This window comes from Marinobacter sp. AN1 (assembly GCF_026013985.1).
Lineage (GTDB): Bacteria > Pseudomonadota > Gammaproteobacteria > Pseudomonadales > Oleiphilaceae > Marinobacter > Marinobacter segnicrescens.
The window spans coordinates 1,349,886-1,371,175 of sequence record NZ_CP110342.1; the positions used below are offsets into that span (position 1 = coordinate 1,349,886).

16 protein-coding genes and 1 tRNA gene are annotated in these 21,290 nt (G+C 59.5%); 8 read left to right on the plus strand and 9 right to left on the minus strand.

Going from position 1 to position 21,290, the window contains the following annotated elements; translation table 11 throughout:
- Positions 1-5: 5 nt before the first annotated feature.
- Together fabB and ylqF are read right to left on the minus strand one after the other, a co-directional pair.
- The gene (gene fabB / locus LJ360_RS06095; RefSeq protein WP_091849313.1) at positions 6-1,217 is read right to left on the minus strand and encodes a beta-ketoacyl-ACP synthase I; all 1,212 of its coding nucleotides are present in this window, start codon (positions 1,215-1,217) and stop codon (positions 6-8) included.
- A 144-nt stretch (positions 1,218-1,361) separates the two neighbouring features.
- Complete coding sequence (ylqF, locus tag LJ360_RS06100; RefSeq protein ID WP_264995598.1) at positions 1,362-2,291, minus strand: ribosome biogenesis GTPase YlqF; 930 nt, start codon at positions 2,289-2,291, stop codon at positions 1,362-1,364.
- Between the two features lie 241 nt (positions 2,292-2,532).
- On the opposite strand from ylqF, the gene LJ360_RS06105 reads away from it, so the two are divergent.
- Together LJ360_RS06105 and LJ360_RS06110 are read left to right on the plus strand one after the other, a co-directional pair.
- Positions 2,533-2,991, plus strand: a complete 459-nt coding sequence (locus LJ360_RS06105) for a Spy/CpxP family protein refolding chaperone (RefSeq protein WP_091849311.1) — start codon at positions 2,533-2,535, stop codon at positions 2,989-2,991.
- Between the two features lie 212 nt (positions 2,992-3,203).
- Complete coding sequence (locus tag LJ360_RS06110) at positions 3,204-5,276, plus strand: BCCT family transporter (protein ID WP_264995600.1); 2,073 nt, start codon at positions 3,204-3,206, stop codon at positions 5,274-5,276.
- Positions 5,277-5,340: 64 nt separating this feature from the next.
- Here LJ360_RS06110 and LJ360_RS06115 read toward each other — a convergent pair whose 3' ends face one another.
- The 5 genes from LJ360_RS06115 to LJ360_RS06135 form a co-directional block, all read right to left on the minus strand.
- Positions 5,341-7,827: an efflux RND transporter permease subunit gene (locus LJ360_RS06115; protein WP_264995601.1), complete on the minus strand. Its 2,487-nt coding sequence runs from the start codon at positions 7,825-7,827 to the stop codon at positions 5,341-5,343.
- Positions 7,828-7,932: 105 nt separating this feature from the next.
- Positions 7,933-9,153, minus strand: a complete 1,221-nt coding sequence (locus LJ360_RS06120) for a methyl-accepting chemotaxis protein (RefSeq protein ID WP_091849372.1) — start codon at positions 9,151-9,153, stop codon at positions 7,933-7,935.
- A gap of 228 nt (positions 9,154-9,381) precedes the next feature.
- Positions 9,382-10,416, minus strand: a complete 1,035-nt coding sequence (lipA, locus tag LJ360_RS06125; protein WP_091849305.1) for a lipoyl synthase — start codon at positions 10,414-10,416, stop codon at positions 9,382-9,384.
- A 109-nt stretch (positions 10,417-10,525) separates the two neighbouring features.
- Positions 10,526-12,061 carry a glycerol-3-phosphate dehydrogenase gene (glpD, locus tag LJ360_RS06130; RefSeq protein WP_264995602.1) on the minus strand — a complete coding sequence of 512 codons (1,536 nt, stop codon included), beginning with the start codon at positions 12,059-12,061 and terminating at the stop codon, positions 10,526-10,528.
- Positions 12,062-12,177: 116 nt separating this feature from the next.
- The gene (locus LJ360_RS06135) at positions 12,178-12,936 is read right to left on the minus strand and encodes a DeoR/GlpR family transcriptional regulator (protein ID WP_091849303.1); all 759 of its coding nucleotides are present in this window, start codon (positions 12,934-12,936) and stop codon (positions 12,178-12,180) included.
- Positions 12,937-13,184: 248 nt separating this feature from the next.
- Between LJ360_RS06135 and LJ360_RS06140 the strand changes: the two genes are divergently transcribed.
- The 6 genes from LJ360_RS06140 (at position 13,185) to LJ360_RS06165 (ending at position 19,267) form a co-directional block, all read left to right on the plus strand.
- Positions 13,185-14,279, plus strand: a complete 1,095-nt coding sequence (locus LJ360_RS06140; protein WP_091849302.1) for an ABC transporter ATP-binding protein — start codon at positions 13,185-13,187, stop codon at positions 14,277-14,279.
- Complete coding sequence (locus LJ360_RS06145; RefSeq protein WP_091849301.1) at positions 14,272-15,369, plus strand: ABC transporter ATP-binding protein; 1,098 nt, start codon at positions 14,272-14,274, stop codon at positions 15,367-15,369. Before LJ360_RS06140 ends, LJ360_RS06145 begins: the two co-directional genes overlap by 8 nt.
- Entirely contained in the window at positions 15,366-16,232 is an 867-nt protein-coding gene (locus tag LJ360_RS06150) for a carbohydrate ABC transporter permease (RefSeq protein ID WP_091849300.1), read from the plus strand. Before LJ360_RS06145 ends, LJ360_RS06150 begins: the two co-directional genes overlap by 4 nt.
- A gap of 3 nt (positions 16,233-16,235) precedes the next feature.
- Positions 16,236-17,051 (plus strand): carbohydrate ABC transporter permease, encoded by an 816-nt coding sequence (locus tag LJ360_RS06155; RefSeq protein WP_091849299.1) that lies wholly within the window; start codon positions 16,236-16,238, stop codon positions 17,049-17,051.
- Between the two features lie 13 nt (positions 17,052-17,064).
- Positions 17,065-17,340, plus strand: a complete 276-nt coding sequence (locus LJ360_RS06160; RefSeq protein WP_091849297.1) for a DUF2160 domain-containing protein — start codon at positions 17,065-17,067, stop codon at positions 17,338-17,340.
- A 184-nt stretch (positions 17,341-17,524) separates the two neighbouring features.
- Positions 17,525-19,267: an ABC transporter substrate-binding protein gene (locus LJ360_RS06165; RefSeq protein WP_091849295.1), complete on the plus strand. Its 1,743-nt coding sequence runs from the start codon at positions 17,525-17,527 to the stop codon at positions 19,265-19,267.
- Positions 19,268-19,326: 59 nt separating this feature from the next.
- Here the strand turns inward: LJ360_RS06165 and LJ360_RS06170 are convergent, their stop codons facing one another.
- Together LJ360_RS06170 and LJ360_RS06175 are read right to left on the minus strand one after the other, a co-directional pair.
- Positions 19,327-20,601, minus strand: a complete 1,275-nt coding sequence (locus LJ360_RS06170; RefSeq protein ID WP_264995606.1) for an O-acetylhomoserine aminocarboxypropyltransferase/cysteine synthase family protein — start codon at positions 20,599-20,601, stop codon at positions 19,327-19,329.
- Between the two features lie 526 nt (positions 20,602-21,127).
- Positions 21,128-21,204, minus strand: a tRNA-Met gene (locus tag LJ360_RS06175).
- Positions 21,205-21,290 lie beyond the last annotated feature (86 nt).

Sequence of the window (21,290 nt, forward strand, 5' to 3'; positions counted from 1 at the left end):
GGCGCTCAGTCCAGTCGGCTGAAAATCAGGGAGGCGTTGGTGCCCCCGAAGCCGAAGCTGTTGGACATGACGTGGTTCAGTTCAGCCTGCCTTGACGCCGGCCCTACGATGGGCATGCCGGCAAGCTCTTCATCCGGATTTTCCAGGTTTGCAGTCCCGGCTACAAAGCCGTTCTGAAGCATCAGCAGGGAGTAGATGGCTTCCTGCACACCGGTAGCGCCCAGGGAGTGGCCGGTCAGGGACTTGGTGGACGAAATAGCGGGTACCTTGTCGCCGAATACGTTGCGCACCGCCTTCATTTCTGCCACATCCCCTACCGGAGTACTGGTGCCATGGGCGTTGATGTAATCAATGTCGCCATCCACGGTGGCCATGGCCTGCTGCATGCAGCGAGCAGCGCCTTCGCCGGAGGGGGCCACCATGTCATAGCCGTCAGAAGTGGCGCCGTAGCCGGTCAGCTCGGCGATGATATTGGCGCCCCGGTTGCGGGCGTGCTCCAGCTCCTCCAGGACCAGCATGCCGCCGCCCCCGGCGATAACGAAGCCGTCACGGCCACTGTCGAAGGGGCGAGAGGCGGCCTCTGGCGTGTCGTTGTACTTGAAGGAGAGGGCGCCCATGGCGTCAAACAGCATGGTGAGGCTCCAGTCCTCTTCCTCGCCACCACCGGCAAAGACAACATCCTGCTTGCCATTCTGGATTTGCTCCATGGCGTGGCCAATGCAGTGGGCACTGGTCGCGCAAGCTGACGACATGGAGTAGTTAACGCCGCGAATCTTGTAAGCCGTGGCCAGGCAGGCGGATACGGTCGAGGTCATGATGCGCGGCACCATGAAGGCACCAATCCGTTTGACGCCTTTCTCCCGCATAATGTCTACCGCTTCCACCTGGCTTGAGCAGGAAGCCCCGCCGGAGCCGGCGATAAGGCCGGTACGGTCATTGGAGACCATCTCTGGCGTCAGGCCGGAATCCGCGATGGCCTGCTCCATGGACAGGTAGGCGTACATCGCTGACTCACCCATGAAACGGCGGATCTTTCTGTCAATGACCGAGGTGTCCACGTCCACCATCCCGCACACCTGGCTGCGGAAGCCCAGCTCCTTATAGGTGTCATTGAACCGGATGCCGGACTTGCCCGTCCTGAGGCTGTTGGTGACTTCGTCGATGGAGTTGCCAAGGCAGGACACAATGCCCATGCCGGTTACCACAACCCGTCTCATACTGTTCTCCTTGGTGCCGGGTGGCTCCTCTACAAGGGAGCAACACCCTGGTGTACATTCCCGGCGGGTACTCCAAAAACCCGCCTGTTCAGATCTGGTGCGAGAGTTTAGGCAAAATCGCGAAAGATTGATATTTGACCTTCGTCAGGTGTTGCCGTTCCTGCGTTTACCTTTCTTTTTGCGCTCCTGCTCCCTGGCTTGTTCCTGCTCCAGTCGCAGTGCTTCCCGGGCCTGTTCCGCTTCGACCATTTCCGGCGTTTCCAGTGAAACAGCGCCCAGGGTGCCGGCCCGAAGCTCGTTCAGCAGCACTTCCGATACCTTATGCAGATCCGGAATGCCGCCACGGGCAAAGAAACGGCGCTTCGCCGCGATGGCGTCCATCAGTGCAAGGCCGTCGGCGGGTATCTCGTCCAGGCCATAACGTTCACAAACGCGGTCAGGGTAGGCTTGCAACAGATAGTCCGCTGCGAACAGGGCCACATCCTCGAACTCGATGACCGCTGCCCGGATGGCGCCGGTAACCGCCAGCCGGTAGCCACACTCTTCCGGGGTCAGCTTGGGCCACAGGAAGCCCGGTGTATCGTAAAGCAAAATATTGTCCGGCAACTTGATTGCCTGCTGGGCCCGGGTGACGGCGGGCTCGTTCCCGGTTTTCGCCACCGGCCGCCCGGCCAGGGTGTTGATCAGGGTGGACTTGCCCACATTGGGGATGCCCAGGATCATAATCCGAAGGGCACGGGTGTCGCGAATCGAATCAGGCACCATCTCCTGGGCCAGTCGCAAAATGCCCAGGGCTTCGTTGCGCTGATTGTGGGTCAGGGTCACGGCGCGTATGCCCTTTTCCTTCTCCAGCCACTGCTGCCATAACGCTGTGACCTCCGGGTCCGCCAGGTCCCGCTTGTTAAGCACCTTGATGACCGGCGTATCGCCCCTCAGGGCAGGTACCATGGGGTTCTCACTGCTGAACGGTATGCGCGCATCCAGGACCTCGATGATCAGGTCCATCTGCGGCATCACCTGTTTGATCTCCTTGCGGGCCTTGTGCATGTGGCCTGGAAACCAGTTGATGGCCATGGTGTGAGCTCCTGGCGTGGATGGGCAGTGTGAAGTGGGACAGGGCGCCATTATGGCGGGGAATAAAGAATTTTTCACATTTCCCGTGAGGCCGCAGATGCCGGGGCCTGACAGGCGGCAGGTGGATGATATGTCGTTATAGGCGCCAGTTGTGGGGTGAATTTGCCGGTTGATTTCTTTAGGGTGGACATGTTCCGATGCCATTCATAAACGACTGACCAATGATACCACGGAGATTTAGATGACCCTTATTCGCAACTTTGCGCTTGCCCTGATTGCCATGACCTTTGCCGGATTTGCCATGGCCCAGCAACAGCAGCCGGACCAGGTTTCCCAGATTGCCGAGCTTGTCGGCCTCAGCGCTGACCAGGAAGCAGAGATCCGCGAGATTATGCAGGAAACCCAGGGCGAACTTCGGGAGCTCCAGGCGGAAGCTACCGAAGTCCAGCAGCAGCTGCAGGACCAGATCGGCCCCGACTATGACGAAGGCGCCATCCGCGAAGATGCGGCACGCCTGGGTGAGCTGAACGGTGAGATGACAGCCCTGTCCACCCTGATGCAGGCCCGCATCGACAGCGTGTTCACTGAAGAGCAGCGCAATACCCTGGAGCAGCGCATGCGTGAAATGCAGCGCCAGCAGCAACAGATGCGCCAGCAAATGCAGCAGCGTCAGATGCAACAGCAACAGCAGATGCAGTAATGCGCTGACAATTGCGCCACTGCGGTGGCGCAATGGAATCAGACAGCCGCATTTCCCGGTTCGGGGAGTGCGGCTTTTTTATTGGAGTATTGCTCAACACTGATCCATAACCAGTATTTTAACCTATAGTTATCTCGGACGATTTTCGCGAACCGGGGGCTGTTACCGGGAAGCATGACCCGTCACTGACAGCCCCAGACATGGACCTGACTATGATTGCAGAAAAAAAATCATTTCAATCGACCATCCTGGCACCGGTATTTGTTCCTGCTGTAGTGGTCACGCTGTTGCTGGTTGTCGGCACGATTGCCAATCCTGAGCTCGCAGGCGAGTTATTTGCAAGCACACTGGCCTGGATTACCAACACTTTTGGTTGGTTCTACATGCTCGCAGTAGCGATCTTCCTGGTATTCATTGTTTCCGTTGCGGCGTCTCGCTGGGGAAATATCAAGCTCGGGCCAGACCATGCCGAGGCCCAGTACAGTTTCCCCGCCTGGTTTGCCATGCTGTTCTCCGCCGGCTACGGCATAGCGCTGCTGTTCTTTGGGGTAGCCGAGCCGGTATTACACTTTTCCTCACCGCCCGCAGGGGCTGCAGAAACGGTTGATGCTGCCAAGCAGGCGATGCAGATCGCCTTCTTTCACTGGGGATTCCATATCTGGGCTATCTATGGCCTGGTTGGCCTGGTGCTGGCTTACTTTGCCTTCCGTCACGGCCTGCCGCTGTCCATCAGGTCCGCACTCTACCCGTTGATCGGCGAGCGAATCTATGGGCCGCTGGGGCACATTGTCGATGTCTTTGCCATCCTTGGTACCCTGTTCGGTATTGCCACCACCCTCGGGCTTTCCGTTGCCCAGATCAATGCGGGTATCAACTATCTCTGGGAAGGAATTCCGATCAGCACTACGGTGCAGATCATCGCCATCGCCATTATCACTGCGGCCGCGACGGTCTCGGTTGTGGCCGGCCTGGACAAGGGTGTGAAGAATCTCTCCATCCTTAACATGGTGCTGGCGGTATTGCTGATGACCTTCGTATTTATCGTCGGTCCGTCCATCCTGATTCTGGAGACTTTCCTGCAGAACACAGGTAGCTACCTGAGCGGCATCGTGGAACGTACCTTCAACCTGCAGGCGTATACCCGTAGCGACTGGATTGGTAACTGGACGCTGTTCATCTTCGGCTGGACGATTGCCTGGGCACCGTTTGTGGGCCTGTTTATCGCGAAAATCAGTCGCGGCCGCACCATTCGTGAGTTTGTGGTCGGGGTCATGCTGGTGCCCTCCCTGTTTACCTTCCTCTGGTTCTCCATTTTTGGCGACACCGCACTGAACCTGATCATGAATGAGGGTGTAACCACGCTGATCGCTGACGTACAGAATGACCATGCGGTGGCCCTGTTCAAGTTGTTCGATCAGTTACCCTGGTCCTTCTTTATCTCGCTGGTGACGGTATTCCTGATCATTACCTTCTTTGTGACCTCCTCCGACTCCGGCTCGCTGGTTATTGACTCCCTGGCTTCCGGTGGTGTGTTGCAAACACCGGCCTGGCAGCGGGTATTCTGGGCGGTACTGGAAGGGGTGGTGGCCTCGGCCCTGTTGCTGGCAGGTGGTCTGAATGCCTTGCAGACAATGACCATCGCCAGTGCCCTGCCGTTTGCCATCATCATGCTGATCGCCATGGTGGGTATGTGGCGGGCGCTGGTGATCGAAGGGCATCGTGAAACCAGCCTTGTGGCTCATATGGCCTCCAATCGTCATATGACAGGCTCACAGTGGCGGCACCGCCTGGCCGGGATTATGGAATTCCCTGACCGGGAGCAGGTGGCCGGGTACATCCGCGACAAGGTGATGGCTGCAATGCGAGAGGTGGAATCGGAAATGCGCGAGCGAGGTTGGGAGGCCGTAGCGACCTATGACGACACGAACATTCGTTCCCACCTCCAGGTGCACCGGGAAGGTCATGTGGACTTTGTCTATGACATCCGGCTTACCGAACATCCCATGCCCGGTTTCGTCTATGCGGAGCTGAAGCGTGACCCGGACAAGCCGGACGTGTTCTATCGCGCCGAGGTATTCCTGCGTCGTGGCGGTCGTTCCTATGATGTATTCGGCTATGACAAGGATGACATCATCAAGGACATCCTCGACCAGTTCGAGAACTACCTGCACTTCCTCCACATCTCGCCGGGCAAGCTGCCCTGGGATATGGCCGAGCATGATGAAATGCTGGACACGGATAACGGCGATACACCGACCCCGGAGGGCAAGCCAACCACCAGCTGAATGACCGTAAGCTGAAAGAAAACCCTGGCCGCCGCAAGGTGACCAGGGTTTTTTTAACGGCTCATTAGTGGCTGGCAGCCGGGCCGAAAGGTTTCAACAGAAGGATCAGCCGGGGCAGCAACATCAGTGCTCCCATCAGTGCCATGAACATGGCAAAGCCGGTGAACAGGCCGAAGTAGATGGTGGGCAGGAAGTTGGACAGCACCAGGATCGAGAAACCAATGATAATCGTCAGGGTAGTGTAGGACATGGCCCGACCGATACTCTGGTGGCAACGGTGCATGGTGGCGATATAGTCCCGGTCCTTTTCGAACTCTACCCGGAAGCGGTGGATATAGTGGATGGTGTCATCCACGGCAATGCCTACCGTGATGGCGGCTACGGTGATGGTCATCATGTCCAGGGGAATGCCCAGCCAGCCCATCAGGCCCAGCACAGAGCCCGCTGCCAGCAGGTTGGGGGCAATGCCGATCAGGGCCATTTTCAGGGACCGGAACAGTACGAAAAACATGATCGTGATCGCCAGGAATACGATGCCCAGGGTGCGGATCTGGGAGTCAAACAGGCTCTGGAGCATGTTGTTGTACATCACGGTCATACCGGTGAACAGTAGCTGACCTTGTTCAAAGCCCAACTTGTCGTGCAGGTGATTGCGGATCTCGGCCAGCAATTCATCCCGTCGAAGGTCTGGCAGGGAATCGATCAGGCGGATATTGATGCGTGCCCGGTGGTGCTCCTCATTGATATAGGGCGTCAGCAGGATGGGGGCCAGGTCATCCGGCAGCATGGCCGGCACGAAGGCCACCTCCATGGCGTTCAGGGGCTCACCGCCGTTGATTTCGGCCAGCAGGCGCAGGGTGGTGGTGACGGAGAGTACCTTGCCGGTTTCCGGCAGGCCGGCCAGGTAGTCATGGACCTGCTCCAGGCGATCCAGTTTCTGCCAGGTGAACCAGGTGTCCCGCAGGTCACCATCTTCGCAGTCCTCTACGAAGGGGTCGCAGTCACTGGCGAAGGGATCAGTTTCGGCATCTTCAGGTCGTTCCAGGTCAGTAATGATGATATCCAGTGGCGTTGTGCCACCGAGCTTCTGGTCAATCACCACCATGCCCTGATGGATCTCAGTGTCGGACTTGAAATAGTCGATAAAGCTGTTTTCCACCGACAGGCGGCTCATGCCCACCACGCACAGCACCGCCAGGGCCAGGGAGCCGGCCAGCACTGTACCGCCAAAGCGTTCGGTAATGCGTGCAAAGGCATCGGTCAGCGGCAAGCTGCCCGGGCGGCTCTGGCGCACCGGCGGCTCAGGCAGAAGGGCGACCAGGACCGGGAACACCAGGAAGCTGATGGCAAAGGCCAGCGCCAGGCCCAGGGTCATCATCCAGCCGAAGTCGATCACCGGTCGGATGCCGCTGAAGGTCAGTGAGCCAAAGGCCACCATGGTGGTCAGGGCCATGTAGAAACAGGGTTTCACCATGGTGGAGAGCGTATCGCGAAGGTGCTGTTTGCGGTCGTCCTGGGGATGCGCCTGTTGATGCTCCCGGTACCGCACCATCAGGTGGATCGTCAGTGACAGGGTCATGATCAGCAGCAGGGAGACAAAGTTGGACGAGATTACCGTCACCGGCCACTGCATCCAGCCCAGGTAACCGGCCACCAGCCATACCGTGAACCCACAGCACAGGATGGGTACCACTACCCACTGCCAGCTACGGAAGATCACCACCAGGGTCAGAAGCAGGAAGATCAGTACACCCACGCCAAAGGTGGACAGATCGCTTTCGATAAAGCGGATCATGTCCGAAGCAATCATGGGTACACCGCCCAGGTGAATCTCGGCGTTGTCGCGGTAGCGGTCGAGGATGGCGCGAACATCGGTAATTGTTTGTTCACGCTCGGCCTCCAGTTCGGCTGCCAGCTGTCGGAACTGTTCAGAGACCTGCTCCAGTTTCTGCCGTTGCTGTTGGTTCAGTTCACCTACCCGGGCCTGCTCCCGCAGGTCATTGCGCAGGCGCACCAGCTCGAAGTAACGGTCGGGTGTTGGCAGGTTGACCTGGATCGCCGTGGTACTGGCATCCTCGCTGATCAGCATGTTGGGATAGAGGGGATTCGAAAGCAGGGAGTCCCTGGCCTGGTCCAGTGGGACCTCGTCCTGGTCCAGCGTCAGCAGCTCCTCATCAACCGTGTCGATGCCGAGGTCCGGGCTGTGGAGCAGGGGAACGTTGAGAATGCTGTTGGTGGAGCCAACCGGCCCAAGGGCGGCCAGGTCATCCCGCAGGTTGCGCAGGGTATTAATGGCCGGCTGGCTGAACAGGTCGCCGTCCGGCTTGTAGGTTACCACCAGGAAATCATCGGACGCTTCAAAGCGCTGGCTGACGGTGCGGTAGTCCTCCAGGGCGGTATCATTCTCCAGCACCAGGGATTCGGCAGAGGCGTCCAGGCGGAACTGGTGCAGTTTCAGGCTGGCAATGACCAGCACGACGGCAAACAGGATCAGCACCCGCCAGGGGTGGTTGAGAATCAGCCGGTCATAGAGGCTGTAGAAGGAACGCATTGAGTGACAGACTCCGCTGGTCAGAAGGAACTGCGAAGTCTGCCACACTGTGAAAAATTTTGTGAAAAATAGCGTTAAATGACTCGCCGTGCCGGAACATCCGCTTTAACTGGCGCGTACCTGTCGGGACGCTTCTTCCAGGGAGTCAATAAGCTGCTTGAGGCGCCGGGTCATTTCAGCGCTGGCGGCCAGTTCTCGGACCATGCCCTCAGTGGTTTCGCGTATCCCCCGCACGTCGGCAAGGACGGCATCGGTGCCGGCAGTCTGTTCGGCGGACACCCGTGCGATCTGTTCGTTGGTCTCGTCGATGCGGGCCACCATGCCCTGGATGTCCTGCAACGCCTGGCGACCCTCTGAGGCATCGCTGACGCAGCGGTGCGCATCGTCCGAGCTGGCCGTCATCTGGTCAACCGCGGCCGCCATGGCATCCAGGAGCCGGTCCAGGGTGCCCTGGATCTGGTCGGTGGAGTCCTGCACCCGCTGGGCCAGCTTGCGGACCTCATCGGCAACCACGGCGAAGCCCCGGCCCTGTTCACCGGCACGGGCAGCTTCGATGGCGGCGTTGAGTGACAGCAGGTTGGTCTGCTCGGCAATCCCCCTGATCTCGGTCACCGCCTGGCGGATTTCCTGGCTGTTGCCAGCCAGTGCCTGCACTGCCCCGGCCGAGGTTTCAACGGTTTGTGAGAGTTTCTCAATGGAATCCGCCGTCCGGGTGACCCGGTCGTGCCCCTCGCGGGCGGCGCGGTGTGCTTCATGGGACAGGGTGTTGGCCATACCGGCCTGTTCGGCAATGCCCGAGAAACTCTGCAGCATGGCCTCTACCGTCTCGGCGGAACGATCGGCACCCTGTTGTTGCCGGGTCAGCTCGTCACGGCGCTGCTCAGCGGCGGCGGTCAGCTCACGGACTTCCTCGTGCAGGCGGCGGATCGCCTCCAGCATGTTGCGGACCACGTCACCGGTGCGTTGCTGCATGGCGTTGAAGGCTTCGGCCATCTCACCGATCTCATCGCTGGAGTCAACACTGGCCCGTTCGTTGAGATCGCCGGACTGCTGAACCGATACCATGGTTTTCTTGAGCCGGTTGACGTGCCGTTCGATAAAGGAAATCAGTAACTGGGAGCCGGCCATCTCCAGCAGCATCAGTAACGCTACGATGCCGGCATATCCGGGCGCTGCGTCGGCGAACACGGTCATGAACGGCTGGTCAGTCCGGTTCGCGACATCGCTGATGGCGTAGAGCACCAGCAGACACATGACCACGAAGACCATGATGTTCAGTAGCCAGAATTTGTACTTCAGGCGGGCATTCTTGAGCAGCGTCAGCATGGTTAACCTGTTGTTGTCATGGTCCACCGGTGGCGGCAGTGGACGGATTACGAATCGGCTCCTGAAGATATCACCGGAACAGGGGGCGATGCTTGCTCCGGATCAGTTGGGGCTGACCTTTGACAATGTCTTACAAACAGGTATCGGCGGCTGGTGGCTTTTCTTGAGGTTAGCAGGTACCGGGGTGCGGCCAGCGGCGGCAAGCCGCTGGCGCAATGTTTTTAGGGGTCAGTCCACCTGACGTACTGGAATGGCGCTGGTGTCTCGCGGTACCGCCGGCACGGCCAGGCCAAGGTTGTTCTTCTCGAATACCCGGTCGGCACGATAGCTGGACCGAACCATGGGGCCGGAGGGAACTTCCATGAAGCCTTTTTCCAGCCCGATGTCCCGATACCGGTTGAATTCCTCCGGGGTGATATAACGTTCCACCGGCAGGTGGTTGGGCGTGGGGCGCAAATACTGACCGAGGGTGAGGATGTCCACGCCGATGGCCCTCAGGTCGTCCATGGTTGAGAGGATTTCTTCCTCGGTTTCACCCAGGCCCAGCATCAGGCTGGTCTTGGTGAGCACGTCCGGGCGGTACTGCTTGGCGTGGGCGAGAACGCTCAGGGTTTTCTCATAGCCTGCACGTGGGTCGCGGACGCGACGGGTCAGGCGTTTGACGGTTTCAACATTCTGGGCGAACACATCCAGTCCGGAATCCACCACTTTCTCCACGTGGGGCATGACCGCATCGAAGTCCGGGGTCAGGGCTTCGACGGCGACTTCCGGGGTGCGCTGTTTGATGGCGGCAACACAGGCGGCGTAGTGGGCGGCACCACCATCGTCCAGGTCGTCCCGGTCCACTGAGGTGAGCACGATGTAGCGCAAGCCCATGAGCTCAACGGACTTCGCCGTGTTTTCCGGTTCGTCGTGGTCCAGCCAGCCCTTGGGGTTGCCGGTGTCCACCGCACAAAACTTGCAGGCCCGGGTGCATACGGAGCCCATCACCATGATAGTCGCTGTACCGTTGTTCCAGCACTCACCAATATTCGGGCAGTGGGATTCCTGGCATACGGTGCTCAGGCGATGCTCGTTGACGTTCTGACGCACTGCCTCGAAGCGTTCACCGCCGGGCATGCGGGCACGGAGCCATTTGGGTTTGCGCTGCACAGGCGTTTCCGCGCTGGCGGTTTTCTTGACGCCATCCTTGATGGCCGAGAATCCGTGTTCATTGCGGAACTTCGAGCCGCTGACTACGCGGGGTTTGGCGTTGTCGCTCATGGCAACCGGGGTCTCTTTGCGAAGGTGTATGCGGGTACGTAAAGAGTAAGGCCCCGGACCAGTGGATACAAGCGGCATAGGGGAAATCCCGGTGCCACTTTGGTCGGGTTCAGACCGGTTGCTGGCCGGAAGCGCAGGCCTTCTCGGGTGGCTGTGACGTGCGGGTCATCAGCCAACTTTCCAGTTCGCCGATCTGCTCTGCGCTGGCGTAGAGGCCCTGCTTGGTGCGCCGCCACAGGACATCGTCTGCGTTGCCTGCCCATTCGTGGCGTACCAGGTAGTCCACTTCTCGCTCATAGAGGTTGCCCAGGAAGTGACGCCCGAGATCATCCAGGCGGGCGCTGTCGCCCAGCAGTCGGTAACTGTCCGTACCATAGCTGCGTACCAGGCGTGAGGCGAGCAGGCCGGGTAGCCAGGGGTAGTGTTGGCACAGGGCTTCCTGCAAGCGAGGCTGACTCTGGAAGTCACCGCCCGGCAGGACGGCGTCCCGTGTCCAGTGTCCCCGCGCTTCCGGGAAATACTGGCAGAGCCGGTCAGTGGCTGCTTCGGCCAGCTTGCGAAAGGTGGTGAGCTTGCCCCCGAATACCGACAGCAGCGGTGTTTTTCCGCCAGGTGCATCCACTTCGAAGGAATAGTCCCGTGAGGCTTTCTGGGCACTTTCTTCCTCATCATCCATCAGTGGTCGGACCCCTGAGTAGGACCAGACCACATCCTCCGGCGTCAGCTGGTGGCGGAAATAGTGGTTAACAATATCGAGCAGGTAACGGGTTTCCTCGCCGGAAATCGTGGCTTCCGACGGGTTGCCCTCGTAGTCCACGTCAGTGGTGCCCACCAGTGAGAAGTGGTCTTCGTAGGGAATGACAAAGACAATCCGCTCGTCTTCGTTTTGCAGGATGTAGGCCTCATCATCCCGGTTGAGTCGGGGTACCACGATATGACTGCCCTTGACCATGCGAATCATGCGCGGGGCTTTCTGGTCCAGGGTGCTGTCGAACAGGCTGCTGACCCAGGGGCCGGCCGCATTGACCAATGCCCGGGTACGAACCACGCGGGAATCACCGGTTCGGGTGTCCAGCAGGGTAACCTGCCAGTGATCACTGCCCCGTTCGGCCCGGACGCAGCGGGTCCTGGTCTGAATGCGGGCACCGAGCTGTTCCGCCTTGCGGGCCGTGAGCACCACCAGTCGGGCGTCATCCACCCAGCCGTCGGAATATTCGAACCCCCGGGTGATCTCCGGTTTCAGTGGATCGTCAGGGGTAAAGGTGATGGACCGGGAACCGGGCAGCAGTTCACGCTTGGCCAGGTGGTCATACAGGAACAGGCCGGCGCGGATTATCCAGGCCGGTCGCAGGTGGGGCTGGTGCGGCAGGCGAAAGCGCATCGGCCACATGATGTGGGGCGCATTTGCGAGCAGGGCTTCCCGTTCGGCGAGGGCCTGGCGCACAAGGCGGAATTCATAGTGTTCGAGGTAACGCAGGCCGCCATGAATCAGCTTGCTGCTGCGGCTGGAGGTGGCTGAGGCCAGGTCGTTCATTTCACAAAGCAGTACCCTGAGGCCCCGGCCGGCGGCATCCATGGCGATCCCTGTGCCATTCACGCCGCCGCCCACCACGACCACGTCATAACTCTCCGGTTTGCCGGTCATCACGTTCTTCCTTTAATCCTGGATGTGCACCGATGGAAGGAGTATGGAAAAGTCGTGGATATTCGTAAAGAAAAATATCGAAAATAAACGAAAGTGCCTATGATGGTGTCTCCAGCTCAGACGACGTGCAGACTGACCTGGTGTTCGGTCAGCAGGTGGCAGATTTCCTCAGGCGGTGCCTGGTCGGTGAACACATGGTCGGCCTGCACGATGTTGCCCAGCCGGACCATGGCATTGCGACCGAACTTGGTGTGGTCTGCCGCCAGTAACACCTGGCTGGAGTTATTGATAATGGCCTGGGCGACGCGGACCTCCCGGTAGTCGAAATCGAGCAGCGAGCCGTCACTGTGAATGCCGCTGATACCGATGATGCCAAAGTCCATGCGGAACTGGTTGATAAAGTCGCGGGTGGCCTCGCCCACAATGCCACCGTCCCGGTTACGTACCTCGCCACCGGCGATAATTATGGTGAAGTCTTCCCTGGCGGAGAGGATTGACGCTACGTGCAGGTTGTTGGTGACCACCCGCAGGTTGTTCTTTACCAGCAGGGCCCGGGCGATGGTCTCGGTGGTGGTACCGATATTGATGAACAGTGATGCGTTGTCGGGAATCATGTCCACCAGTGCTGAGGCGATGCGCTCCTTGGCGTCCAGTTCCATGATCTTGCGGGCCTGGTAGGCGGTGTTCACCGTGCTTGAGTCGATTCCGGCGCCGCCGTGGTGCCGGCGTACCCGGTTCTGCCTCGCCAGTTCGTTCAGGTCCCGGCGGATGGTTTGCGGAGTCACCTGGAAGTGGTCAACCAGCTGTTCCGTGGTGGCAAACCCCTGTTGCTGAATCAGTTCCAGGATCTGCTCCTGGCGGCGGGTTTGCGGCATGTTGACTCCCGATGTTCGTCAGCGAAAAGGCTTTTGCCGCTGCAGTATAAACCAGGATCGTTCAGCTTGTGGTATTTCAGCAGGTTGTGTGGCGTGACAGGGAGTCAGGCGTTTTTCGTTAACAAACTGCGAAAATGGTCATGATTGTTTGCGAACATTCAGAGCCTGTACTAGAACGATAGGAGGTTGTTTCAAAGGGACAGCAGGGTGCTTGCGAGCGGCCTGCACAAAAACAAGAAGGAAACCGGATGTCGCTGCAACTGGAGAATGTCTCCCGCGCCGTTGATGGCGTGGATTTCATCCGTGATGCCGATCTGACGTTCGAGGCCGGATCGTTCAATGTGCTGCTGGGTCGGACCCTGGCCGGGAAAACTTCCCTCATGCGCCTGATGGCGGGACTGGACCAGCCCGACAGCGGCCGTATCCTCCATAATAGCGAGGACGTGACCGGTCAGGGCGTGCGCAAGCGCAATGTCTCGATGGTCTATCAGCAGTTCATCAATTATCCCAACCTAACCGTCTACGAAAACATTGCCTCACCCCTGCGCCTTGCAAAGATGAAGGAGCAGGAACTGGATCGTCGGGTAAAAGAGACGGCAGCCATGCTGCACATCGATAACCTGCTGTCCCGTTACCCGCTGGAGCTTTCCGGGGGGCAGCAGCAACGGACCGCTATGGCCCGGGCACTGGTCAAGGATGCAACGCTCATCCTTTTCGACGAACCCTTGGTTAATCTGGATTACAAGTTGAGGGAGGAGCTGCGCTCGGAGCTTCGCCAGTTGTTCCGTGAGCGCCAGTGCATTGCGGTCTATGCCACCACCGAAGCCAACGAGGCCCTGGCACTGGGTGGCACCACAACATTGCTGCATGAGGGCAGGGTGGTGCAGACCGGACCGGTGGCGGAGGTCTATCGTCGACCGGTCAACACCCTGGCGGCGGAACTGTTCAGCGAACCGCCCATGAACCTGCTACCGGGTAAGGTCACCGGCAACTCGGTTACCTTTGGCGCCAATATCCACCACGACCTCACCCGTGAACTGGGTGATCTGGCAGAAGGTGACTACCTTTTCGGCATTCGCCCCAGTCATGTGGGCTTATCTCCGGCGGGGGAGGATGACCTGGCGTTGGAAATGGAAGTGGAACTGGCGGAAATCAGTGGCTCGGAAACCTTCCTCCACGTGGGTGCCGGGGCGCTGGACATGGTGGTCCAGGAGCTGGGAGTGCATACACGTCACCCGGGAGGGCAGGTAAAAATCTACCTGCCCATGAACCGCCTTTTCGTGTTCGACCAGCGTCGGGCGCTGGTGCATACCCCGGCGGATAGCGGAGGTGTTCATGGCTGAGATCGCCCTGACGGCCATGGCTCATAGCTATGAAAAGGAGCCAGCCGGGCCGGAAGACTACGCCATCCGTCAGCTGGACCACGTATGGGAAAAGGGCGGGGCCTATGCGCTGCTGGGTCCTTCCGGGTGCGGCAAAAGCACCATGCTCAACATCATTTCGGGCCTGCTGGCGCCCTCGGAAGGACAGGTACTGTTCGACGGCAAGCCGGTCAACCATCTCTCGCCCAGGGAGCGCAACATTGCCCAGGTGTTCCAGTTCCCGGTGGTGTACGACTCCATGACGGTGTTCGACAACCTGGCCTTTCCCCTCAGGAACAGCGGGTTACCAAAGGCGAAAATCCGGGAGCGGGTCAACGAAATTGCGGAAGTCCTTGAGCTGGAACCCCTGCTGCACCGCAAGGCCCGTAACCTGACCGCAGACGAAAAGCAGAAGGTGTCCATGGGTCGTGGGCTGGTTCGGGAGGACGTCTCGGCGATCCTGTTTGACGAACCCCTGACGGTGATCGACCCGCAGCTGAAATGGAAACTTCGCCGCAAGCTCAAACAGATCCATGAACAGTTCGATATCACCATGATCTATGTAACCCACGACCAGCTGGAAGCGTCGACCTTCGCTGACCGGATCGCGGTGATGTACGAGGGGCGCATCGTGCAGTTTGGTACACCCACGGAATTGTTCGAGAACCCCAACCATACCTTTGTAGGCTTCTTCATCGGCAGCCCCGGTATGAACCTGATAGATGTGACCCGCTGCCCGGGCGGAGTGCAGTTCGGCAACACGCGCTTCCCACTATCGGAAGGAGTGATGAAGCGGCTCGCGGAAACAGGCTCGGACAATCTGCGCCTGGGTATAAGGCCGGAATTTATCGAACTGACAGAGCCGAACCCGGATAGCTGCCCGGCCATCGTGGAGGATGTGGAAGACCTGGGTACCTACCAGATCCTCACCGCGCAACTGGAAGGCCAGGGCCTCAAGGTCCGGCTCTCGGAGGATATCCAGGTTGAGCGGAAGCAGGTGGTGCACCTTCACTTTCCGGCACGCTGGCTGAAGCTGTACGTGGACGAATTCCTGGTGGAGGCATCGCCATGAGAAAGGTCCCGGACAACCGTGCCTGGTGGCTGGTGCTGCCGGTACTGCTGCTGGTGGCGTTTTCCGCCCTGGTGCCATTGATGACCGTGGTGAACTATTCAGTGCAGGATATTTTCGGTCCTGGTAACGCCTATTACGTGGGCACCGAATGGTTCCGGGATGTATTGCGGGACGAGCGCCTGCAGGCGTCGCTATTGCGGCAATTCGGTTTCTCTGCAGCGGTCCTGGCTATCGAGATTCCGCTGGGAATCGGGATCGCGCTAATGATGCCAAAAGGTGGCATTCGCGCGTCCCTGTGCTTGATCCTGCTGGCGATTCCGCTGCTGATTCCCTGGAACGTGGTGGGCACCATCTGGCAGATCTTCGCCCGGGGTGATATCGGCCTGTTCGGCTGGGGGCTCAACCAGCTGGGCTTCAACTACAACTACACCGGCGACCCGGTGGACGCCTGGCTGACGGTGCTGTTGATGGATGTGTGGCACTGGACGCCACTGGTGGCACTGCTGTGCTATTCCGGCCTGCGGGCCATCCCCGAGGCGTTCTACCAGGCGGCGGAGATTGACCGCGCCTCACGCTGGGCGGTGTTTCGCTATATCCAGCTACCCCGCCTGAAAAACGTGCTGGTGATCGCCGTGCTGCTGCGGTTCATGGACAGCTTCATGATCTATACCGAGCCGTTTGTGCTCACCGGAGGCGGGCCGGGAAGTTCCACCACCTTCCTGAGCCAGACCCTGACCACCATGGCAGTGGGCCAGTTCGACCTGGGGCGCGCCGCGGCCTTTTCCCTGGTGTACTTCCTGATCGTGTTGCTGGTGTCCTGGCTGTTCTTTACTGCCATCACCCATATGGACAAGGAGCGCTAGGCCATGGCGATAAGAGAACGATCCCGCAGCAAGGGACTGGGCATTACGGTCTTCATTATCCTGCTGCTGACGCCCATCTACTGGTTGCTGAACATGTCGTTCAAGACCAACCGGGAGATCCTCAGCGGACTGACCCTTTGGCCACAGAATTTCACCTTTGACAACTACGTGGTGATCTTTACCGATTCGAGCTGGTACTCCGGCTATATCAACTCCATGACCTACGTGTTGATGAACATGACGATCACCCTGACTGTGGCCTTGCCGGCGGCCTATGCGTTCAGTCGGTACCGGTTCCTGGGGGACAAGCACCTGTTCTTCTGGCTGTTGAGCAACCGCATGGCGCCGCCGGCGGTGTTTCTGTTGCCCTTCTTCCAGCTGTATTCCTCCATCGGGCTGTTTGATACCCATATCGCCGTGGCCCTGGCTCACTGCCTGTTCAATGTACCCCTGGCGGTGTGGATCCTGGAGGGCTTCATGTCCGGGGTGCCCCGGGAGTATGACGAGATGGCTTATATCGACGGCTACAGCTTCCCCCGGTTCTTCGTGAAGATCTTCATGCCCATGATCCGCTCCGGTATCGGGGTGACCGCGTTCTTTATCTTCATGTTTTCCTGGGTAGAGCTGCTACTGGCCAGGACGCTGACGTCTGTGGACGCGCAGCCCATCGCCGCCATCATGACCCGCACCATCGGCGCCAGCGGCATTGACTGGGGGGTGCTGTCGGCGGCCGGGGTGCTGACCATCCTGCCCGGGGTACTGGTGGTCTGGTTCGTTCGCAACCACGTGGCCCGGGGCTTTGCCCTGGGGCGTGTATAGGGGAGGGAGTCTGATGCTGGACTGGATGAACTGGACCCAGCCGGTTGCCATTTTCTTCGTGGTTATCGCCTGCATTCTGGTGGCCATGTCAGTGTGGGAACTGGCTTCGCCGTGCAGCGAGCGACGGGGCTTCCTTCCCATTGCCACCACCCGGGGCGACCGGTTGTTTATCGGGCTGCTTTGTGCGGCCTACATTCACCTGGCATTTTTGGGGCTCAGTGAGATCTCACTATGGGTTGCCCTGGCAGTGTCCGTGGCCTGGCTGCTGATTTTGCTGCGTTGGGGCTGAAAGGAGCTAACCGGAAGGGAGGGTATGCCTATAGGAACTCATGGAACCACCAAGGCGAAGGGGGCTGGCGGAGCCGGGTCCCTGATGTAAGAGAACGACCCGTGCAGGCACCCCGCCGCCCGGGAACAAATACAGTCAGTCCGCAGTTTTGACTCGACTCTTACACGAACAGACGAGGTTGGATATGTTCAATAACAACAAGCACTCAACACTGTTGCTGGGGGCGCTGATCGCAGCCCTGGCAGCAGGCCCTGTCTCACTGGCCCACGCAGACCAGTACGAGGATGCCGCCCGCAAATGGGCCAAGGAATTCTCCACGTCGACCCTGAGCGAGGAAGAGCGATTGGAGGAATTGCTCTGGTTCGCCCGGGCGGCGGAGCAATTCCGCGACATGGATATCAACGTGGTCTCCGAGACCATTGCCACCCATGAGTATGAGTCCAGCCGGCTGGCGCAGGCCTTCCGGGAAATTACCGGCATCAACCTGACCCATACCCTGATCCAGGAAGGGGACGTTATCGAGAAGCTGCAGACCCAGATGCAGTCGGGCCGAAATATCTATGACGGCTATATCAATGACTCTGACCTGATCGGGACCCACTGGCGTTATGGGAAGGTGGTCCCCATTTCCGACATGATGGAAAACGAGGCGAAGGAGCTGACCCTGCCGACGCTCGACCTGGACGACTTTATTGGCCTGGACTTCACCACGGCCCCGGATGGCAAGTTGTATCAGTTGCCCACCCAGCAGTTTGCCAACCTTTACTGGTTCCGGGCTGACTGGTTCGAGCGGGACGATCTCAAGGAGCAGTTCCAGGAGATCTACGGCTATGAGCTGGGGGTACCGGTGAACTGGTCCGCCTATGAAGACATTGCCGAGTTCTTCACCGAGCATGTGAAGGAAATTGACGGCGAGCGGGTCTATGGCCATATGGACTATGGCAAGAAAGACCCCTCGCTGGGCTGGCGCTTCACCGATGCCTGGTTCTCCATGGCCGGTGCTGGCGATACGGGCCTGCCCAACGGCCTGCCGGTGGATGAGTGGGGCATTCGCGTGGAGGAGTGTCACCCGGTGGGTTCCAGCGTGACTCGCGGCGGTGCGGTTAATGGCCCGGCGGCGGTCTATGCCACCACCAAGTACCTGGACTGGATGAAGAAGTACGCCCCGCCGGAAGCCCAGGGTATGACTTTCTCGGAAGCTGGTCCCGTTCCTGCCCAGGGTAACGTTGCCCAACAGATCTTCTGGTACACCGCGTTCACTGCCAGCATGGTGGAAGACGGCTTGCCAGTGGTCAACGAAGACGGCACCCCGAAATGGCGGATGGCCCCGTCTCCCCACGGCCCGTACTGGGAAGAGGGCATGAAACTGGGCTATCAGGACGTAGGTTCCTGGACCTTCCTGGACTCAACCCCGGAAGAGCGGCGCCTGGCGGCCTGGCTTTACGCCCAGTTCACCGTGGCCAAGACCGTATCCCTGGAGAAAACCCTCAAGGGGCTGACGCCGATTCGCGAATCTGATATCAACTCGGATGCCATGACCGAAGCGGCCCCGCGCCTGGGTGGCCTGGTGGAATTCTATCGCAGCCCCGCGCGGGTGCAGTGGAGCCCCACCGGCACCAACGTGCCGGATTATCCGAAGCTGGCCCAGCTGTGGTGGCAGTATATCTCACAGGCTGCCAGTGGTGAGGCCAGTCCCCAGGAAGCCCTGGACGGCCTGGCGGAAGCCCAGGACAGCATCATGATGCGCCTTGAGCGGGCCAACGTGATGGAAACCTGCGGCCCCAAACTGAACGAGCCCAGGGACGCCCAGTACTGGCTGGACCAGCCCGGTGCGCCCAAGCCGAAGCTCGATAACGAAAAGCCTCAGGGTGAAACCGTACCCTACGAGGAACTGTTGAAGACCTGGCAGGAAGAACGGGAGAGTTGAGTTCCTGCTGATCAAAAAAAGGGGGAGGCCGCGGCCTCCCCCGTTTCGTTATCGCCGGATTAGCTGGCAGCCTTCAGGGCCTGGTCAATATCGGCAATGATGTCGTCCACATGCTCGATGCCAATGGACAGTCGCACCAGGTCCTCACTGACACCGGCGCTGCGCAGTTCATCCGCGTTCAGCTGGCGGTGGGTGGTGGTGGCCGGGTGGCAAGCCAGGGACTTGGCATCGCCGATATTCACCAGGCGGTAGATCAGTTGCAGGGCGTCGATAAACTTCGCGCCGGCGTCACGGCCACCCTTGATGCCAAAGCTCAGGATGCCGGATGCCTTGCCGCCACAGATCTTGTCGCAGGTGGCCTTGTAGGGACTGCCGGGCAGTGCTGCGTAGTTGACCCACTCGACCAAGGGATGATCTTCCAGGTACCGGGCGACCTTTTCGGCGTTCTCGCAGTGACGTTCCATCCGCAGTGCCAGGGTTTCAAGGCCCTGCATGATCAGGAACGAATTGAACGGTGACAGGGCGCTGCCCGTGTTACGCAGCGGCACCACCCGGCAGCGGCCAATAAAGGCTGCGGGGCCCAGGGCCTCGGTGTAGACCACGCCATGGTAGGAGGGGTCGGGCTTGTTCATCATGGGGAACTTGTCGGCGCTGGCCTTCCAGTCAAACTTGCCAGAATCCACAACCACACCCGCCACGGTGGTGCCGTGACCGCCGATGTACTTGGTCAGGGAATGCACCACAATGTCTGCGCCGTGGTCGAACGGACGGCACAGGAAAGGTGTGGCCACCGTGTTGTCCACAATCAGGGGAATGCCGTGTTTGTGGGCGATCTCGGCCCATTTCTGGATGTCCACCACGTTGCCTGCCGGGTTGCCAATGGACTCGCAGAACAGGGCGCGGGTCTGGTCGTCGATGGCCTTTTCGATGCCGTCGTAATCGTCATGGGCAACCATGCGGCAGCTGATACCCTGGTTGGGCAGGGAGTGGGCAAACAGGTTGTAGGTGCCGCCGTAAAGCTGGGCGGTGCTGACAATATTGTTGCCAACGGTGCAGATGGTTTGCAGCGCGTAGGTGATGGCCGCCATGCCTGACGCCACCGCGAGTGCACCCACACCGCCTTCCAGCTGAGCCATGCGCTCTTCCAGCACCCCATTGGTGGGGTTCATGATGCGGGTGTAGATGTTGCCCTGCACCTTCAGGTCAAACAGGTCCGCACCGTGCTGGGTATCGTCAAAGGTGTAGGAGGTGGTCTGGTAGATGGGTGTGGTAGCCGCCTTGGTGGTCGGATCGCCGCTAAAGCCGGCATGTAGCGCCAGAGTTTCCGGTTTCATGAGTCGGTTCCTTGCTGGTGGATTATTCTTAATGAGTTTCAGCATGGGGAGTATGCCACAGGCGACACACCAGCCGCATAGTTCCAGCGGTTATAGGCTTATCAGTAATTGAAGAGAGCTTTGTCATGCTCAAATGGGTTCGTACAGGCGCGGTAGGTAGGATGACGGACCGGGGGTACGGGCGGCCCTTTCGCAGCAGCGCCAGGAATGGCGCGGAGCAAGGCCGGTCCAGGGACGGGCCGTGAATTGCGGTGAAGAAAGGGCCGCCCGTGCCCCCGGGCCAGCCCCCGAAACACCCAGGCAGGAACGAAAAAAGCCCGACTCTTTCGAGCCAGGCTTTCTGAATACTGGTAGCAAGGGGCGGAGTATTCGGCCTGCGGCCTCACCCTCCGGGCCGTCGTCGCGTTGCTCCGACGTTCCTCCGTACGCGTTGCGTGCTCCGGTCGCACCGCCTTCGTCGGTTCGACTCATTATCAGCCGGAATTAAAAAAGGGCCCACGCTTACGCGAGGACCCTTTTTAAATTCTGGTAGCAAGGGGCGGAGTCGAACCGCCGACCCCAGCATTATGAGTGCTGTGCTCTAACCAACTGAGCTACCTTGCCATTTCGTCGGGATTTACGCCCCAAACGAGGCGCGTATTTTCAGTATTCGGGGGGTATCTGTCAAGGCTTACCCCCGGATTTTTTTC

Excerpts from the sequence above, each read along its gene's own strand:
- fabB (WP_091849313.1), bottom strand. The coding sequence starts at position 1,217 with ATGAGACGGGTTGTGGTAACCGGCATGGGCATTGTGTCCTGCCTTGGC.
- ylqF (WP_264995598.1), bottom strand. The coding sequence starts at position 2,291 with ATGGCCATCAACTGGTTTCCAGGCCACATGCACAAGGCCCGCAAGGAG.
- LJ360_RS06105 (WP_091849311.1), top strand. The coding sequence starts at position 2,533 with ATGACCCTTATTCGCAACTTTGCGCTTGCCCTGATTGCCATGACCTTT.
- LJ360_RS06110 (WP_264995600.1), top strand. The coding sequence starts at position 3,204 with ATGATTGCAGAAAAAAAATCATTTCAATCGACCATCCTGGCACCGGTA.
- LJ360_RS06115 (WP_264995601.1), bottom strand. The coding sequence starts at position 7,827 with ATGCGTTCCTTCTACAGCCTCTATGACCGGCTGATTCTCAACCACCCC.
- LJ360_RS06120 (WP_091849372.1), bottom strand. The coding sequence starts at position 9,153 with ATGCTGACGCTGCTCAAGAATGCCCGCCTGAAGTACAAATTCTGGCTA.
- lipA (WP_091849305.1), bottom strand. The coding sequence starts at position 10,416 with ATGAGCGACAACGCCAAACCCCGCGTAGTCAGCGGCTCGAAGTTCCGC.
- glpD (WP_264995602.1), bottom strand. The coding sequence starts at position 12,061 with ATGACCGGCAAACCGGAGAGTTATGACGTGGTCGTGGTGGGCGGCGGC.
- LJ360_RS06135 (WP_091849303.1), bottom strand. The coding sequence starts at position 12,936 with ATGCCGCAAACCCGCCGCCAGGAGCAGATCCTGGAACTGATTCAGCAA.
- LJ360_RS06140 (WP_091849302.1), top strand. The coding sequence starts at position 13,185 with ATGTCGCTGCAACTGGAGAATGTCTCCCGCGCCGTTGATGGCGTGGAT.
- LJ360_RS06145 (WP_091849301.1), top strand. The coding sequence starts at position 14,272 with ATGGCTGAGATCGCCCTGACGGCCATGGCTCATAGCTATGAAAAGGAG.
- LJ360_RS06150 (WP_091849300.1), top strand. The coding sequence starts at position 15,366 with ATGAGAAAGGTCCCGGACAACCGTGCCTGGTGGCTGGTGCTGCCGGTA.
- LJ360_RS06155 (WP_091849299.1), top strand. The coding sequence starts at position 16,236 with ATGGCGATAAGAGAACGATCCCGCAGCAAGGGACTGGGCATTACGGTC.
- LJ360_RS06160 (WP_091849297.1), top strand. The coding sequence starts at position 17,065 with ATGCTGGACTGGATGAACTGGACCCAGCCGGTTGCCATTTTCTTCGTG.
- LJ360_RS06165 (WP_091849295.1), top strand. The coding sequence starts at position 17,525 with ATGTTCAATAACAACAAGCACTCAACACTGTTGCTGGGGGCGCTGATC.
- LJ360_RS06170 (WP_264995606.1), bottom strand. The coding sequence starts at position 20,601 with ATGAAACCGGAAACTCTGGCGCTACATGCCGGCTTTAGCGGCGATCCG.